Below are 16,337 nucleotides of genomic sequence, written 5' to 3'. Positions count from 1 at the left end.
GGCGAATTTTCAGGCGGCCCCTACCGCAAAATACGGGGGCTGGATAGTGCCTGACCATAGAGCGCCGCATAGGCGGCGACCATGGCCTCTTCGGTGAAATCGCGCCTTGCGCGCAGGCGGTTCGCTTCGCCAAGGCGCCCGCGCAGATCCGCATCATCGGCAAGAGCGGCAAGGGCTCCGCTCAGGCCCGCCTCGTCGGCAACGACGAAGGGCCGGTTTTCGGGCGCGACCATATGGGTGACGTCGCCGACATCGGTGGAAACGACAGGAAGGCCGGCCGCCATGGCCTCCACCAGCGAGATCGGAAATTGCTCGCTGTCGGAGGACAGGGCGAAAATGTCGAACAGACCCATGAACCGCCACGGCTCGCTCATGAACCCGGCCATGCAGATGTCATCAAGGCCGTGGGATCGGGCTTCGGCCATGATGGCCTCGCGCTGCGGGCCTTCGCCGACCACCACCAGTCGCAGGCGGTCGCGGTGCGGCGCGACGGCGCGGACGAGGCGCGGGATATTCTTCACCGCACGCAAGCCCGCGAGCGTGCCGACCAACAGCTTGCCCGACGCATGATGAAGCAAGGGAAGCGCCCCGGCCGCGGGCGGCTGGGCATAGCGGGCGGTGTCGATGCCGTTGCGGATCAGGTGGACCTTGGCCGCGGGCTGACGCCAGACCTTGCGGGCGATGCTGTCGAGGCTGATCGATGGGATCACCAGCCCATGCGCGCCGTGCAGCGCCAGGCGGCGATAGAGATTCCGCTGAGGCTTCAAACCACCGGCTTCATCGGCGTTGAAGCCATCCTCATGGTGGATCAGAGGGGGCCCGCCATGGATGCGATGCGCCATCACCGCGTCCATCGCACCCCAATTATAGCTGAGGATGAGGTCATATCCCGACAGGAAGCGGGCGATGGCCTTGAAGCGCTTCAGGCTCGGCCTGCCCGCAAGCGGGGGCGATTCGGGGAAATCGACGGATATGGCCGGATCGATCGCGTCGCGGGCGCTCATCAGATGTGGCGCGGCGCTGACGATGCTGTGATGGGCGCGATCACCCCAGAGATTCATCAGCCGAACGGCGCGCGCTTCCTTGCCGCCCAGCGAGAAACTGCCGTGGACGTGCAGCAGCCGGGGCGGCTCAGGACGCATCGATATCCAGGACCCTTGCAAGCAACCGGTCAATTGCGGCGGCGGATTCCGGTTCATCAAGGACAGGTGCGTGACCGACATTGGTGACAGTCACCAGTTCCGCGTCGGCGCCGATTTCCTGACGCATGCGGTCTGCGGTGGCAGCGGACAACAGGTCGGAGCGCTCCCCCCGCAGCAACAGCGTTGGAATGCAGCGAAAGGCCTGCATCACCGGCCACATGTCCACTCCGGCTTCATCGCTGGCGACGCGCAGCGGTTCGGCGATGCGCATGTCATAATCCAGCACGATCCGGCCCGCGCTGTTCAGGCGATAGAGCCGCTTCGCCATGGCGAGCCATTGGTCCAGGCCATAGCCGGGATAGATATCGCGGTTCGATTCCTCCAGCGCGCGGGCAGCGTGCACCCAGCTGGGATGCGACTGGCCGATGCCGACATGAGTGCGGATGCGGGCAAGACCTGCCGCCTCCAGCGTCGGGCCCACATCGTTGAGCAACGCGCCAGCCAGCCATTCGCGATGGGTGGCGGCGATCAGCATGGTGACAAGACCACCCAACGAAGTGCCGATGGCGATGAAGCGGGTGATGGCAAGGTCGGCCAACAGGCGGCTGATGTCCTGCAAATAGGTCAGCGGAACATAGGTCATCGGGTCCTTCGCCTGCGCGCTTTCGGCGCGCCCACGCATGTCCGGACAGATGAGGCGCCAGTGACCGGCGAGGCGGTTGGCCAATGGCTCGAAATCCCGGGCATTGCGGGTCAGACCCGGCAGGCAAAGCAGCGGGGGACGGCCATCCTCTCCCCCGGCATAGTCGCGATAATGGAGTCTCAGCCCGTCAGGGGACCACCAGTATCCGTCGCTGTAATTGCTCAAGCTGCTTGATCCTTCCGGCCTGCCTCCCCCATATCGTCGCATGCGCTCACCCCTGCAACCCGCCAAATATTGCCCGGCAAATGAAATCGCTGCCCTGCAACCCGATTTTGCCGATCCCGTCGCGGCGGCGGCCTTTCCGCAGACGATCCTGCGCTTCCGGAATGATCGCTGGGCGCCGACCGTGGGACTTGGCGGGCTGAGCGATGAGGAATGGGTGGCCCATTTCGGGCGGTTCGCGCCGCTGGAGGGCTCACTGCCCGAACCGATGGCGCTGCGTTACCATGGGCATCAGTTCCGGCAGTATAATCCCGATATAGGCGACGGCCGGGGGTTCCTGTTCGCGCAACTGCGGGATGGGGCCGGGCGGTTGCTGGACCTTGGCACCAAGGGATCGGGTCAGACGCCCTATAGCCGGTTCGGGGACGGGCGGCTGACGTTGAAAGGCGGAGTGCGGGAGATTCTGGCAACAGAGATGCTAGAGGCCCTGGGCGTCAACACGTCCAAGACCTTTTCCATCATCGAGACGGGCGAAGCGCTGGAGCGGAACGACGAGCCCTCCCCCACCCGTAGCGCGGCGATGGTGCGGCTCAGCCATTCGCATATTCGCATCGGGTCGTTCCAGCGGGCAGCATATTTCGATGACAAGGGCTTGCTGGAGCGCCTGACCGACTATGCGCTGACGAAGCTGTACGGCGAGACGCCGGGCGACAACCCGCCCGCTCAATTGCTGGGCCGCGTGGTCGAGCGGACGGCCGATCTGGCGGCGAGCTATATGGTCGCGGGCTTTGTCCATGGCGTGCTCAACAGCGACAATATCAATGTGACGGGCGAGAGCTTCGATTATGGGCCGTGGCGGTTTACGCCGCTTTGGCAGCCCGGCTTTACCGCCGCTTATTTCGATCATGCGGGACTTTATGCCTTTGGACGACAGGCGGAGGCAATTCATTGGGATGTGGCGCAACTGGCGGTGTCGCTGCGCGCCCTGGTGGAGGCGGAACCGCTGATCGAGCAGTTGGAACGCTTTCCGGCGCTTTACGGAGAGGCGATGATCCGGCGCTTCTGCTGGCGCTTGGGCGTGGTGCAGAATGAGCATGCTGCCGCCATGATCGAGGCGGCGGTGCGCGGGATGATCGCGAGCGAGAGGCCCATTGATCGCTTCTTCCAGGACTGGCGGGGCGGCGATCCGCGTGAAGGCGCGTCCTATGCCGGGGAGGAATGGGCCGCTTTCCGCGAAGCTATTGCCGGATCGGAGCCCAGCGGACCGAAGGATCATGCCTATTGGACGGATGCGACGCCCTGCTCCATGCATATTGATGAGGTGGAGGCGATCTGGAGCGCTATCGACAAAACTGACGATTGGGCACCGCTGCATGCCAAGGTCGCCGCGATCCGCCGCATGGGGGACGCACTGGGCGATGCGCCGGATGTGCCATAGTTCCCCCTCTCCCTGGGGCGAGAGGGAGGCCCTTCCCTAACGCCCAATTATCCGCCATATCGGTGCGATGTCCGCCGCGCTGACTTCGATAGAACCCGCCACTGGTACTCTCTTGTGGCAGGGGACTGCCAGCGACGTCGAGGCGGAAGTCGCCCGCGCCCGCACCGCCTGGCCCAGATGGGCGGCGCAACCCATCGCTTATCGCATCGAGACGCTCCGCCGCTTCGTCAATGTCGTGCGCGCCAATGAGGAGGCGCTGGCCGACCTGATCGCGCGAGAAACCGGCAAGCCGCTCTGGGATGCGCGCACCGAAGTGACGGCGGTGATGAACAAGGTCGACATTTCCGTCGCCGCCTTTTCCGAGCGCACCGGGCAGCGGCGGCTGGAAGCGGCCATGGGCGCGCGCCAGTCGGTGCGGCACAAGCCCCATGGCGTGATGGCGGTGCTGGGGCCGTATAATTTCCCGGCGCATCTGCCCAATGGGCATATCGTCCCTGCCCTGCTGGCAGGCAATGCGGTGGTCTTCAAGCCCTCCGAAAAGACGCCCGCCGTGGGTGAGATGCTGGTGCGCTTCTATCATGAAGCGGGCGTGCCGGAGGATGCGGTGCGGCTGGTGCTGGGCGGACCCGATGAGGGCAAGGCCCTGGCCGCGCATCCCGATGTGAGCGGCATTCTGTTCACCGGATCGGCCCAGACCGGGATCGCCATCAACCGTCAGTTCGCGACCAATCCGGGCAAGATCCTGGCGCTCGAAATGGGCGGAAACAATCCCATCGTCGCCTGGGATACCGCGGACATAGCCAGCGCGGCGGTGCTGATCGTGCAATCGGCCTTCCTGTCGAGCGGGCAGCGCTGCACGGCGGCAAGCCGGCTGATCGTCAAGGAGGATTTGGCCGACGCACTCATCGCGGAGGTCAAGAAGCTGGCCGACCGGCTGATCATCGACCATCCTCACGCGGACCCCGCGCCCTATATGGGGCCGGTGATCGACAATCTGGCGGCGGATCAGCTGACCGAGAGCTTCCTTTACCTGATGAGCCATGGCGGCAAGCCGATCAAGCACATGGTCCGCACATCCAGGGACCTGCCTTTCCTGACGCCCGCGATCATCGACGTGACCGCCATGGCGGAACGGCCGGATATCGAGTTGTTCGGGCCTTTGTTGCAGGTCATCCGGGTGCCGGACTTCGAATCCGCGATATGGGAAGCGAACAATACGCGCTTTGGCCTGTCGGCGGCGCTGATCGGCGGCGCGCCCGAGCAATATAACCAGTTCTGGGCGAATATCCGGGCGGGGATCGTCAACTGGAACCGGCCGACCAATGGGGCCTCTTCCTCCGCGCCCTTTGGCGGAGTGGGGATTTCTGGGAACCACCGTCCGAGCGCTTATTATGCGGCGGATTATTGCGCCTATCCGGTGGTTTCGGTGGAGATCGAGCAGCCTCGTGCTTCGATCGGCGTGGGCTTGAAGGATATTGATACAAGCGCGATGGGGGATTGAAGCGTCACGCGTTTCCGAGCCGAAATGGCGCGCATAAATTGACACCCCAAATTTTCCTACGCGCCGGACAAAGCATTCTGAATTGAAACCCCTGGCCGCTTTCGCCATTTGGCCAACATGGCTGAAACTGCACCTGCCACTGTCACCCTTGTCGGCGCGGGTCCGGGCGATCCGGAACTGCTGACGCTGCGCGCGGCGCGCCTGATCGGCTCTGCGCAGGTGATCGTGCATGACGGGCTGGTTTCAGCAGAGATATTGGCGCTCGCCCCGCCGGAGGCCGAACTGATTTCGGTCGCCAAACAGCGCAGCCGTCATTCCATGCCGCAGGAGGGTATTAACGCCCTGCTGGTCGATCTTGCACTGGCCGGACGAAAGGTCGTGCGCCTGAAGGGCGGCGACCCCTTCATTTTCGGACGGGGTGGCGAGGAAATGGAGGCCTGCCGCGCGGCGGGCGTCCCCGTCGAGATCGTGCCGGGGATCAGCGCGGCTATCGGCTGCGCATCGCAGGCGCAACTGCCCCTCACCCATCGCGACGCGGCGAGCGCCGTGACCTTCGTGGCGGGCCAGTGCAAGGGGCTGACCGATCAGGACTGGTCGGGTCTGGCGGGCGCGGGCCGGACGCTCGTTATCTATATGGGCGTGGCGACGGCGGCGGACATTGCCGACAAGCTGATCGCTGATGGCGTGTCGCCGGCCATTCCGGTGGCGGTGCTGGAAAATGGCACGCGCGCCGACATGCGGACCTTGCGCACCTTGCTTGCCGATCTGGGCGACATGGTGGAGCGGGAAAAAGTGAAAAGCCCGGCCCTGATTGTGGTCGGGGAGGTTGCGGCCTATGCGCTGGCGCAGGATGTGCTGGCAGGTTTGCCCGCGCAATGGAACAATGGGGCGGAGATGCTTTCGTGAAGATTTTGACCGGCAATGACCTCAGCACCGGGGACGTGATCTGGTGGGCGGGCGATGGCTGGTCGCGCCTTGTGGGCGACTCGGTCGATGTGGCTGACAAGGGCGATGAGCTGGCGCGGGCCGAGGAAGCCGCGTTGCGGGTCGTCGGCGCCTATGTGATCGATGCGACCGTCGATGAGGAAGGCGTGCGTCCGGCCCATATCAAGGACCGCATCCGCGCGCTGGGGCCGACCGTGCGGCCCGACCTGACGCTGAAACCGAATGACGCCGATGCCGGCAACTGGGTGATCTGACCATGTATCGTTACGACAGCTACGACCAGTCCATCGTCGACGCCCGCGTCGAGGAGTTCCGCGACCAGACCCAGCGCCGCCTGGCCGGTCAACTGACGGAGGATCAGTTCAAGCCGCTGCGGCTGATGAACGGCCTCTATCTCCAGCTCCACGCCTATATGCTGCGCGTCGCCATTCCCTATGGCACGCTGTCGGGCAAGCAGATGCGCAAGCTGGGCGAGATCGCGGCGAAATATGACAAGGGCTATGGCCACTTCACCACGCGCCAGAATCTCCAGTACAACTGGATCAAGCTGGCCGATGCGCCGGAGATTCTGGCCGAGCTGGCAACGGTCGAGATGCATGCCATCCAGACCAGCGGCAATTGCATCCGGAACATCTCATCGGATCAATATGCGGGCGTTTCGGCCGATGAAGTGGCCGATCCGCGTCCCTGGGCAGAACTGCTGCGCCAGTGGTCGACCTTCCACCCGGAGTTCACCTATCTGCCGCGCAAGTTCAAGATCGCGGTGATCGCCAGCGAGGACGACCGCTCAGCCATGCGCCTGCATGACATTGGCCTGAAACTGGTGTCGCAGGATGGCCCGAACGGAAAGGAAATCGGTGCGGAAGTCTATGCCGGTGGCGGCATGGGCCGTACCCCCATGGTTGCGCCGCAAATCAAGGACTTCGTGCCCGAAGATGAGATCATCCCTTATCTCGAGGCCTGCCTGCGCGTTTATAACCGCTATGGCCGCCGCGACAATAAGTACAAGGCGCGGATCAAGATCCTCGTCCACGAACTCGGCGTCGAGGAATATAAGCGCCAGGTCGAGGAGGAGTATGCGCATATGAAGCAACTCGGCCTCAACCCGCCGACCGAGGAACTGGATCGCATCCGGCCCTTTTTCGCGAACCCGGCTTATGAGCAGGGCCTGAGCGATGAAATTGACCGCTCCGATCCGGCCTTTGCGCTGTGGGTGGACCGTCAGGTCGCCGCGCACAAGCAGCCGGGCTATGCCATCGTCAACATCAGCCTGAAGCCGCGCGGCGGCATTCCGGGTGATGCTTCGGCGGAGCAGATCGAACTGGCGGCGGACCTTGCCGAAACCTATTCGTTCGACGAACTGCGCGTGACCCATGCGCAGAACCTCGTCCTGCCGCATGTGAAAAAGGCGGACCTCTACGCCATCTGGCAGAAGCTGGAAGCGGCGGGGCTGGCCGAGGCCAATCTGGACCTCATCACCGACATCATCGCCTGCCCCGGCCTCGATTATTGCAGCCTTGCCAATGCGCGATCGATCCCGCTGGCGCAGAAGCTGTCGGAGCGCTTTGCTTCGGCGGAGCGGCAGAAGGACCTGGGCGAGCTGAAGGTGAAGATCTCCGGCTGCATCAACGCCTGCGGCCATCACCATGCGGGCCATATCGGCGTGCTGGGCGTGGACCGGAAGGGCGTCGAGAATTTCCAGCTGTCGCTCGGCGGATCGGGCGCGGAGGATGCGGCCGTCGGCCAGATCACCGGCCCCGGCTTCTCCGAGGACGGCGTGGTGGACGCCATCGAGAAGGTGACGGACCTTTACCTCGCACAGCGGGAGGAAGGCGAACGCTTCCTCGACACCTATCGCCGTCTTGGCATGAAGCCCTTCAAGGAGGCGATCTATGGTTGAGTTCCTGTCTTTCCGCGAAGGGGAAGCGGGCCAAGAACCGGCCGTGACAGTCGAATCCTTCACCGGCCAGTCCAACTCGACCGCCGTACGGATCGAGGCGGGCGAGGATGCGCGCGAATTGCTGCCCTATCTCGACCGCCTGTCGCTGGTGGAGGTGAACTTCCCCGCTTATGGCGACGGGCGCGGCTATTCAGCAGCGCGGATTTTGCGCGAGGCGGGATATCGGGGCGAACTGCGCGCCGTGGGCGATGTGCTGGTGGACCAGTTGGTCGCGATGCGCCGTTGCGGTTTCGATACGTTCCGGCCCGACAGGGCGCTGGACGATGCCGCCGTGGAGCGCGCGCTCAATCGTTATGCCGACGTCTATCAAAAGACGGTCGATGACCGCCAGCCCGTCTGGGCGAAACGGCACCCGGAGATTGTGAATGGCTGAACCTGCCCGCCAGCTCGATGTGATCGACGCCCGCCCCGCCTTTACCCAGGCCGATGCGGACGCGCTCAACGCGCGTTTCAAAGGCGTCGACACGCTGTCGATGCTCAAGACCGTCTTTGCCGAGGGACTGGCGGGGAATGTCGCGGTCGTGTCGTCCTTCGGCACGGAAAGCGCGGTGCTGCTCGATCTGGTGGCAAAGGCGGACAAGACCATTCCGGTGATCTTCGTCGATACGCTCAAGATGTTCGCGGAGACGCTGGACTATCGCGAAACGCTGATCAGCACGCTGGGCTTTACCGACAGCCGGGCCGTGGTGCCCCATGCGGACGTGTTGGCGAAGAAGGACGAGACGGGCCTGCGCTGGTCCTATGATCCCGATGGCTGCTGCGAAATCCGCAAGGTCGAGCCGATGCACCGCGCGAAAGAGGGCCTGGACGCCTGGATTTCCGGGCGAAAGGCGTTCCAGTCGGTGACGCGGCAGAACCTGCCCCGCTTTGAGATCGAGGATGGGCGGCTGAAGATCAACCCTCTGGGTGATTGGACCAAGGCCGATCTGGAAGCCTGGTTCGAGGCGGAGAATTTGCCGCGCCATCCGCTGGAAGCGCAGGGTTATCTGTCCATCGGTTGCGAACCCTGCACGTCCAAGGTGCTGCCGGGCGAAGACCCGCGCGCCGGGCGCTGGCGCGGGTGGGACAAGGTGGAATGCGGGCTTCACTCGCCGGTAACGCCGATCGCCGTACCTTCGGCCGATCCCGACGATCCGGCGAACCAGCCGGTATTCTGATGCTTTCCTTCCCTCGCCGCGCCCCGTGGCGAGTCGAACGCTCCTTGATGGGGCAGATCGGGCGCATGACGGGCGGGATCTGCCCCCGCCTCTGACGATTGCAATGTCGGCCTCCATCATGGCGCGGGCGCTGCGAGCGCGATATGGTCGCCGGTAACCGGTGATTGAAAGGAGCGCGAAATATGCCCGTCGAACTCAAGATATTGGCGTGGAGCTGCATCTTGTTGTTGGTCCACATCTTCGCGGCGGCGCATATCAAAACCCGGCAATATGGCACCAAATGGAATGTGGGCGCGCGCGATGAGGAATTGCCGCCCCTTGATCCCGTTGGCGGGCGGCTGGTGCGGGCGCAGGCGAATTTTCTGGAGACTTATCCGATTGCGATCATCGTGCTGTTGGGCGTGGTGATCGCGGGCAAGACCAGCGGGATGACGGCGCTGGGCGGCTGGCTGTGGCTGGGGGCGCGGGCGGTTTATCTGCCGCTTTACGGAATGGGCGTGCCGATGGTGCGGACGTTGGTTTATGTGGTGAGCATGGTGGGGCTGGCGTTGGTTTTTCAGGCTTTTATGGGGTAATTCAACACATTCCCGTTCCGCAAGCGGGAGGGAAGAAAGAGGCGAATTCTACTCGTAATCTTCCAGATAGCTGCCTTCCGCCAGGTCGGAGAAGCGCGTGATCTTGGCATCGAACTTCATGCGGATGCGGCCCGTCGAACCATGGCGCTGTTTTGCCACGATCAACTCGGCCAGGCCATAAATGCGCTCCATTTCCTGCGCCCATTCAAGATGCTCGGAACTTTCCTTGTTCCCCGGCTCCTTGGCGGCAACATAATAATCCTCGCGGAACACGAACCAGACCATGTCCGCATCCTGCTCGATCGAGCCTGATTCACGAAGGTCGGAAAGCTGCGGCCGCTTGTCCTCGCGCTGTTCGACAGCACGGCTGAGCTGCGAGAGCGCCAGAACCGGGCAGTTAAGTTCCTTCGCCAAGGTCTTCAAACCACGGGAAATTTCGGATATTTCATTGACGCGATTATCGCCCTTGCCGGTACCCTGGAGCAGCTGGAGATAATCGACCACGACGAAGCCGATGTCATGCCGACGCTTCAACCGGCGGGCGCGGGTGCGAAGCGCCGCGATCGTCAAACCGGGCGTGTCGTCGATGAACAGCGGCAACTCCTGCAACTCCCGCGCCGCGCGGGAGAGGTTCTGGAAGTCGGCGCGGCTGATCTTGCCCATGCGCAGCGCTTCGCCGCTGATGCCGGACTGTTCGGCCAGAACGCGGGTGGCAAGCTGGTCGGCGGACATTTCAAGGCTGAAAAAGGCCGTCTTGGCGCCCATGTTCTTTTCGGGCGGGATGCCATCGGCATGGTCGCGCAGCCAGCGGGAGGCCGCATTATAGGCGATATTGGTGGCAAGTGAGGTCTTGCCCATGCCCGGACGACCCGCGAGGATCATCAAGTCCGAATTGTGCATGCCACCGATTTTCTCATTGAGGCTGTTGATGCCGGTGGTGATCCCCGACACATGACCGCCGCTGTTGAGCGCGCGCTCCGCCACCTGCACCGCCATGGTGGTGGCGGTGGCGAAGCTCTTGACCGATCCGGTTTCGCCCTCCCCTTCCGACACTTTGTAAAGCGCGACTTCGGCCTGCTCGATCTGCTCGCGCGGATTGACATCCTCGCTCGTATCCAGAGCATTTTCAACCAGTTCCCGGCCGACATGAACAAGCTGCCGTAAGAGCGCCAGATCGTAGATCTGCGTCGCGAAATCGCGCGCGCCCAGCAGTGCCGCGCCATTGCCCGTCAGCTGCGCCAGATAGCCGACGCCGCCCAGGTCCTTGAGGGCCGGGTCCTGCTCCAGCATCGGCTTCAGCGTCACCGGGTTCGCGACCATGTCGCGTTCGACCAGCCGCATCACCGATTCATAGATGCGTCCATGCAACGGCTCGAAGAAATGCTCGGGCTTGAGCTTCAGCTGCACGTCTTCGGCGATGCGATTGTCGATCATCAGCGCGCCCAGCAGAGCAGCCTCCGCCTCGACATTGCGGGGGAGTTCGGTGATGCCTGCTTCCGCGGCAGCGTTGATTTGCACGAGTTCGACCATCGCCACCTCATCGCTTCGCTCGGGGCCGAGCGCAAGGCTCAACGTTGAAAGCATTTGGAAAAGCTGTGGACAAGAGTCCCCCTTGCTTTTCGCCGCCCTTGGCCGCACTGACCATAGCCTCCATGGCCGATCCGCGCATCATCGATATCACGCTCGACGAGCGGACGATTCTCTGGCGCAATGCCGATGTCGAGCAGGAACGGCGCATCGCCATTTTCGACCTGCTCGAAGACAATCACTTCGAACCGCAGCGGAGCCATGAGGACGGTTATGCCGGCCCCTACAAGGTGTTGCTGCGCGTCGAGGAAGGCCGGTTGGTCGTCGAGATCCGGCGGAACAATGACGCGCCGCTGGAGGCGATCATCCTGAGCCTGGGCCGGTTCCGGCGACCGATCCGGGACTATTTCGCGATCTGCGACAGCTATTATCAGGCGATCAGCAATGCGTCGCCGCAACAGATCGAAACGGTGGACATGGCGCGGCGGGGCATCCACAATGCCGCTGCCGAGATGCTGATCGAGCGGCTGGAGGGCAAGATCAAGGTCGACTTCGATACGGCCCGGCGCCTTTTCACGCTGATCTGCGTCCTGCACATCAAGGGGTAAGGGGCATCCGTATCATTAGTGCCGGCCAGTTGCTGGCCCGTTTTGGCGTGATTTTTGCCGTTCTGGGTCTGCTGGCTCTGGGCGCATGGCTCTATGCAGGCGATTGGGCGCCGGATCGGGAGGCGTTTCCCACCCAGGGGGTGTCGGTGTCGTCCGACAACGGCGTTATCGAATGGGGCACGGTGGCGGCTCAGGGTGCCGACTTCGCCTATATTCGCGCGGCCAGCGGCGGGCGGTTCCGCGATCCTGCTTTCGAGGCCAATTGGGCGGGCGCCCGGGCGGCCGGAATGCGCTATGGCGCTTCGCTCGATTTCAGCCTGTGCGCCAAGGCTTCCGATCAGGCGACTGGCTTCATCACGATGGTGCCGCGCGACAATGCCGCTTTGCCCCCTGTGATCCGACTGGCATTCGAGCCCGGCTGCCGGGCGCGGCCGGGGCAGGATGCGGTGCTGTCCGAGTTGAACACGCTGATCAACCTGATCGAAAGCCATTCCGGCACGCCGGTAGTGCTGAATGTCAGCGACGATTTCGACGCGCAATATGGCATTGCCTCTGGCATCAACCGGACGCTGTGGCTGGACCGCAATTTCTTCCCGCCCAATAGCGAAAAGCGCAAATGGGTGATGTGGACAGCCAGCGATATGCGGCATATCGACGGCATTGAGGGTCCTGTGAGATGGGATGCGATGCCCCAATGAATGCGACGAAAAAGCTGATCGAGGCGGCTCGCCGGGCACTGGCCCATGCCCATGCACCCTATAGCCGCTTTGCCGTCGGTGCCGCAGTGCGTCTGACCGATGGACAGATCGTGACCGGCTGCAATTTTGAAAATGCGAGCTATGGCCTGTCGCTCTGCGCCGAAACGGTGGCGCTGGCGGCGGTCAATGCGCAGGGGCGCTTCACGGATGTCGAGGCGATCGCGGTCGTGGGTGGTGCGATCGGCGCGGATGGTGCCGTGAGCGGCACCGCCATCGTCACCCCCTGCGGCCGGTGTCGCCAGATCATGAACGAAGCCGAGCAGATGGCCGGACGGACGCTCGCCATTTACTGCGCGGCGCCTGAAGGTGACGCCGTGGTCGAGCATCGCGTCGCTGAACTATTGCCTCATGCCTTTGGTCCCAGGGATCTGGGCATCACCCCAGGAAAGAACTGAACAGCCATGTCGATATTGTCGGATAAATGGATTCGCGAACAGGCCCAGACCCACGGCATGATCGAACCGTTCGTGGAGAGCCAGCGACGCGACGGCTGCATCAGCTATGGCTTGTCCTCCTACGGCTATGACGCCCGGGTGGCGGATGAATTCAAGATATTCACCAATGTCGACAGCGCCGTGGTGGACCCCAAGGATTTCGCCGCCAACAGCTTCGTCGACCGCAAGACAGACTGCTGCATCATCCCGCCCAACAGCTTCGCGCTGGCCCGGACGGTCGAATATTTCCGGGTGCCGCGCGACGTGCTGGTGATCTGCCTTGGCAAATCCACCTATGCGCGGTGCGGCATCATCGTGAACGTCACGCCGCTGGAACCGGGCTGGGAAGGCCATGTGACGCTGGAATTTTCCAACACGACGCCTCTGCCCGCCAAGATCTACGCCAATGAAGGTGCCTGCCAGTTCCTGTTCCTGAAAGGGAATGAACCGTGCGAGACAAGCTATGCCGACCGTGCGGGCAAATATATGGGTCAGCAGGGCGTCACATTGCCTCGCCTCTGAACCCATGCGACACTGACGGGCATGATGTGTGAGCCTTGCCCGCCATGCTGATGCCCTTCCGCCGCCGGAAAGCATTGAGGGACGCGCCCCTGCCCAGCGTGGGAGCAGCTTTGCGTGTCTATGCGATCGGAGACATTCACGGGCGCGACGATCTGCTCGGCGCCCTGCTGGACCAGATCACGCAGGATGAGGCGGATCGCCCACCCCTCCCCCGGCTGCTTGTCCTATTGGGCGATCTGGTGGATCGCGGGCCGCAATCGGCGCAGGTGATCAAGCGGGCGATGGAACTGGCCCGAGCGGGCGGAAACGTCCGCTTCCTCAAGGGCAATCACGAAGAAATGTTCATCGCCGCCGCGCGGGGCGATGCGCAGGCAGCGCACTTCTTCAGGCGGTTCGGCGGGATCGAGACGCTGGCCAGCTATGGCCTCCCGCCCCATGAAAGCACCGCCATGGATGACAAGGCGCTGGCACAATGGATGCTTGCCCATATTCCCCGCGATCATATCGATTTTCTGGACGGCTTTCCCGACATGCTACCGGTCGGCGACTATCTGTTCGTGCATGCCGGAGTGCGACCACGCCTTGCCCTGGAAGCGCAGATTCCTGCCGATCTGCGTTGGATCAGAGGCGATTTCCTGAAACACCGCCAGCATTTCGGCAAGATGATCGTCCATGGCCACAGCATCAGCGAGGATGTCGACGTCCAGCCCAACCGGATCGGCATCGACACCGGGGCTTTTTACAGCGGGCGGCTGACGGCCATCGGTCTTGAAAATGACCGGCGATGGTTTCTGCAAACCGGTTGAAATCGTTCGGCAGAGCCCGCGCGGCCTGGAGTCATTCCGGTTCAGATTGAACCGGAATGACCCTGGCTATTCTTTGTTTTCAGTGATTTCCAAGCCGCCAGATGATGCCATCCGGCTCGAAATCACGCTAATCGAACCGCACCTTGCCGCGCCCTGCCTTGACCGAGCTGCGCGCCTTTTTCGCGTCGACCCGACGGGCCTTGGCGGCCTTGCCGGGCCTGGTCGCCTTGCGCGCCTTGGGAACGATGGTCGCTTCGCGGATCAGGTCGATCAGCCGGGCCAGCACCTCCTGCCGGTTCATGAGCTGCGACCGCGATCCCTCCGAACGAAGGATCAACACGCCGTCGGCGGTCATCCGTCGCCCCGCTATATCCGCCAGCCTGTATTTCACGGCCTCAGGCAAGGAGGGGCTGTTCGCGACATCGAAGCGCAGCTGCACCGCGCTGTCGGTAGTGTTCACATGCTGACCACCCGCGCCGGTCGACCGAACGAAGCTCTCGGACAACTCGTCCACATCGATGGAGATCGATCGGGTGACGGGGATGCGCGGCAAGAGAGCTATAGTCCCGCCTGTTCGAGCAGTTCAGGCCCAAAACCGGCCGCCGCGAACGTTTCGGGAAGGGGCGCGGTGGCTTCCGCCGGCGGCTTGTCACCGCGTGGGATGCTGAGGAAGCGGCTGTGGAGCAGCATCGGCCCGTCACCCGATCCATAGACCGGATCGCCTGCGATGCCGAAGCCCAGACCATGCAACGCATGCGTGCGGATCTGATGGGTGCGGCCGGTGCGCGGGGTGAAGACGATCAGCGCGCGGCCGTTATTCTCCGCGATCTTGCGCCATTCGGTAAGCGCCGCCTTGCCCGCCTTTGCGGGGATCATTCGCCAGCCCTGGGCAGGCGTACTGATCTTCTTGAGCGACAGTTCTATGGTGCCGCTGTCCTCCACCGGAACGCCGTCCACCACGGCGACATAGCGCTTGGCGACCGTTCCCGCTTCGAAGGCGGCGCAGAAGCGCTTGTGCGCCTTGGGATTGCGGGCAAGAGCCAGGCAACCGCTGGTGTCGCGGTCCAGCCGATGCACCGGCAACGGCCAGCGCTGGAAGCCGAAAGTCAGCGACGAGAGGTGGTTTTCAAGGGAGAGCGATCCGTCGCGCGGCGCATCGACCGGCAGGCCGGCAGGCTTGTCGAGGATGATGGCCTCGCCATCGATGAACAGGACTCGGTCGTTAAGCAGGGACAAGGGCGGTTCCGTAAATTCAGGGGAGCGATTGACGCGCGTGCGGCTTCCTATAGGGCGTCGTGCTCATGGAGAACAGGGGGCATGAAGCCCGTCCGCAGGGCGGGGGCCGGCTGGAATGGATCGATGTCGCGCGCGGCATCGGCATCATTGCCGTCGTCATAGGCCATGTCTGGCCGCGCGGAGCGCTGCGCGATGCGATGTACAGCTTCCACATGCCGTTGTTCTTTCTGCTGTCGGGCCTGTTGTCCCGCCCGCAGCCGGTGGCGCAGTTCACGCTGCGTCAGCTTGCCTCGCAGATGCGTCCCTATGCTGCGTTCCTGATCCTGCTGATCATTGTCGACCAGATCATCGAAACGTTGAAGGGCGGACGACCGATCTTTCATAGCTGGCCGCAGGATGTGCTGCCGATCCTGCTGGGCGGCTCCTGGCTGCGCGGGCCGTTCACCATTTTCTGGTTCGTGCCCTGCCTGATGACGGCGCGTATCCTGTTCAACATGGCGTTGACGCGCTGGCCCGATGCGCTCGACCGGCGATGGGCATGGCTGATGCTGCCTTGCCTGTTGGTCGCGCATGGCGTGGGGAAATTCACCAGCTGGTCACCGCTTGGCATGTTGACCGTGCCCATGGCGCTGATCCTGCTCTGGATCGGCGCGGCGTGGCAACTTGTGTCCTGGCGAAGCTGGATGATGGTGCCGCTTGTTCTGCTGTCCTGTGCCGGACTGGCTGCATTGCTGCCGACACTCAATATGAAGGCGGCGGATTATGGCTGGCCGCTGCTCTCCATCGGATCGGCGGTCGCGACCTGCCTCCTGCTGTTCCGCTTTTCGGTGCGGGTCGCTGCCATGGGCGGTTGGATCGCGGCC

At 63.3% G+C, this 16,337-nt stretch carries 19 protein-coding genes; 14 read left to right on the top strand and 5 right to left on the bottom strand.

The features are described 5' to 3' along the window. Nucleotides 1–20 precede the first annotated feature (20 nt). The gene (locus RUH75_RS17810) at nt 21–1,142 is read right to left on the bottom strand and encodes a glycosyltransferase (protein ID WP_313808497.1); all 1,122 of its coding nucleotides are present in this window, start codon (nt 1,140–1,142) and stop codon (nt 21–23) included. Continuing rightward, complete coding sequence (locus RUH75_RS17805) at nt 1,132–2,010, bottom strand: alpha/beta hydrolase (protein ID WP_313808496.1); 879 nt, start codon at nt 2,008–2,010, stop codon at nt 1,132–1,134. Before RUH75_RS17805 ends, RUH75_RS17810 begins: the two co-directional genes overlap by 11 nt. Nucleotides 2,011–2,050: 40 nt before the next feature. Between RUH75_RS17805 and RUH75_RS17800 the strand changes: the two genes are divergently transcribed. From RUH75_RS17800 to RUH75_RS17765, 8 genes are all read left to right on the top strand, one after another. Further along, nucleotides 2,051–3,445, top strand: a complete 1,395-nt coding sequence (locus RUH75_RS17800) for a protein adenylyltransferase SelO (RefSeq protein ID WP_313808495.1) — start codon at nt 2,051–2,053, stop codon at nt 3,443–3,445. 67 nt (nt 3,446–3,512) lie between these two features. Continuing rightward, a complete protein-coding gene (astD, locus tag RUH75_RS17795) occupies nt 3,513–4,946 on the top strand; it encodes a succinylglutamate-semialdehyde dehydrogenase (RefSeq protein ID WP_313808494.1) in 1,434 nt (477 codons plus the stop codon). Between the two features lie 117 nt (nt 4,947–5,063). Beyond that, entirely contained in the window at nt 5,064–5,852 is a 789-nt protein-coding gene (gene cobA / locus RUH75_RS17790; protein WP_313808493.1) for a uroporphyrinogen-III C-methyltransferase, read from the top strand. After that, the gene (locus tag RUH75_RS17785; RefSeq protein ID WP_313808492.1) at nt 5,849–6,145 is read left to right on the top strand and encodes a DUF2849 domain-containing protein; all 297 of its coding nucleotides are present in this window, start codon (nt 5,849–5,851) and stop codon (nt 6,143–6,145) included. The genes cobA and RUH75_RS17785 overlap by 4 nt, the downstream gene beginning before the upstream one ends. Before the next feature lie 2 nt (nt 6,146–6,147). Beyond that, nucleotides 6,148–7,791, top strand: a complete 1,644-nt coding sequence (locus RUH75_RS17780; protein ID WP_313808491.1) for a nitrite/sulfite reductase — start codon at nt 6,148–6,150, stop codon at nt 7,789–7,791. After that, a complete protein-coding gene (locus RUH75_RS17775) occupies nt 7,784–8,224 on the top strand; it encodes a DUF934 domain-containing protein (RefSeq protein ID WP_313808490.1) in 441 nt (146 codons plus the stop codon). Before RUH75_RS17780 ends, RUH75_RS17775 begins: the two co-directional genes overlap by 8 nt. Further along, complete coding sequence (locus tag RUH75_RS17770; protein WP_313808489.1) at nt 8,217–9,008, top strand: phosphoadenylyl-sulfate reductase; 792 nt, start codon at nt 8,217–8,219, stop codon at nt 9,006–9,008. Before RUH75_RS17775 ends, RUH75_RS17770 begins: the two co-directional genes overlap by 8 nt. Nucleotides 9,009–9,190: 182 nt before the next feature. Beyond that, nucleotides 9,191–9,583 (top strand): MAPEG family protein, encoded by a 393-nt coding sequence (locus tag RUH75_RS17765; RefSeq protein WP_313808488.1) that lies wholly within the window; start codon nt 9,191–9,193, stop codon nt 9,581–9,583. A 48-nt stretch (nt 9,584–9,631) separates the two neighbouring features. Here the strand turns inward: RUH75_RS17765 and RUH75_RS17760 are convergent, their stop codons facing one another. Beyond that, on the bottom strand, nt 9,632–11,113 hold the full coding sequence (locus RUH75_RS17760) for a replicative DNA helicase (RefSeq protein ID WP_313808515.1): 1,482 nt from the start codon (nt 11,111–11,113) through the stop codon (nt 9,632–9,634). 122 nt (nt 11,114–11,235) lie between these two features. Between RUH75_RS17760 and RUH75_RS17755 the strand changes: the two genes are divergently transcribed. From RUH75_RS17755 to RUH75_RS17735, 5 genes are read left to right on the top strand one after another with little or no spacing between them, the layout of a single operon-like run. Further along, a complete protein-coding gene (locus RUH75_RS17755) occupies nt 11,236–11,718 on the top strand; it encodes a UPF0262 family protein (RefSeq protein ID WP_313808514.1) in 483 nt (160 codons plus the stop codon). A 47-nt stretch (nt 11,719–11,765) separates the two neighbouring features. Next, nucleotides 11,766–12,416, top strand: coding sequence for a glycoside hydrolase family 25 protein (locus tag RUH75_RS17750; protein ID WP_409592392.1), 651 nt, complete (start codon nt 11,766–11,768; stop codon nt 12,414–12,416). Next, on the top strand, nt 12,413–12,871 hold the full coding sequence (locus RUH75_RS17745) for a cytidine deaminase (protein WP_313808487.1): 459 nt from the start codon (nt 12,413–12,415) through the stop codon (nt 12,869–12,871). The genes RUH75_RS17750 and RUH75_RS17745 overlap by 4 nt, the downstream gene beginning before the upstream one ends. 6 nt (nt 12,872–12,877) lie before the next feature. Beyond that, entirely contained in the window at nt 12,878–13,432 is a 555-nt protein-coding gene (gene dcd / locus RUH75_RS17740) for a dCTP deaminase (protein WP_150290250.1), read from the top strand. Nucleotides 13,433–13,476: 44 nt separating this feature from the next. Beyond that, entirely contained in the window at nt 13,477–14,238 is a 762-nt protein-coding gene (locus RUH75_RS17735; RefSeq protein ID WP_313808486.1) for a metallophosphoesterase, read from the top strand. A gap of 127 nt (nt 14,239–14,365) precedes the next feature. On the opposite strand, the gene arfB is transcribed toward RUH75_RS17735, so the two are convergent. Together arfB and RUH75_RS17725 are read right to left on the bottom strand one after the other, a co-directional pair. Then, nucleotides 14,366–14,791, bottom strand: coding sequence for an alternative ribosome rescue aminoacyl-tRNA hydrolase ArfB (gene arfB, locus RUH75_RS17730; RefSeq protein WP_313808485.1), 426 nt, complete (start codon nt 14,789–14,791; stop codon nt 14,366–14,368). 5 nt (nt 14,792–14,796) lie between these two features. Further along, a complete protein-coding gene (locus tag RUH75_RS17725; RefSeq protein WP_313808484.1) occupies nt 14,797–15,474 on the bottom strand; it encodes an RNA pseudouridine synthase in 678 nt (225 codons plus the stop codon). Between the two features lie 65 nt (nt 15,475–15,539). Between RUH75_RS17725 and RUH75_RS17720 the strand changes: the two genes are divergently transcribed. Further along, nucleotides 15,540–16,337 (top strand): acyltransferase family protein (locus RUH75_RS17720; RefSeq protein ID WP_313808483.1); only part of this gene is annotated, 798 nt, incomplete at its 3' end.

It is taken from the genome of Sphingobium sp. (assembly GCF_032153725.1).
Lineage (GTDB): Bacteria > Pseudomonadota > Alphaproteobacteria > Sphingomonadales > Sphingomonadaceae > Sphingobium.
Note: the sequence above shows the minus strand (reverse complement) of the source record. Positions and strands in the feature narration are given on the sequence as shown.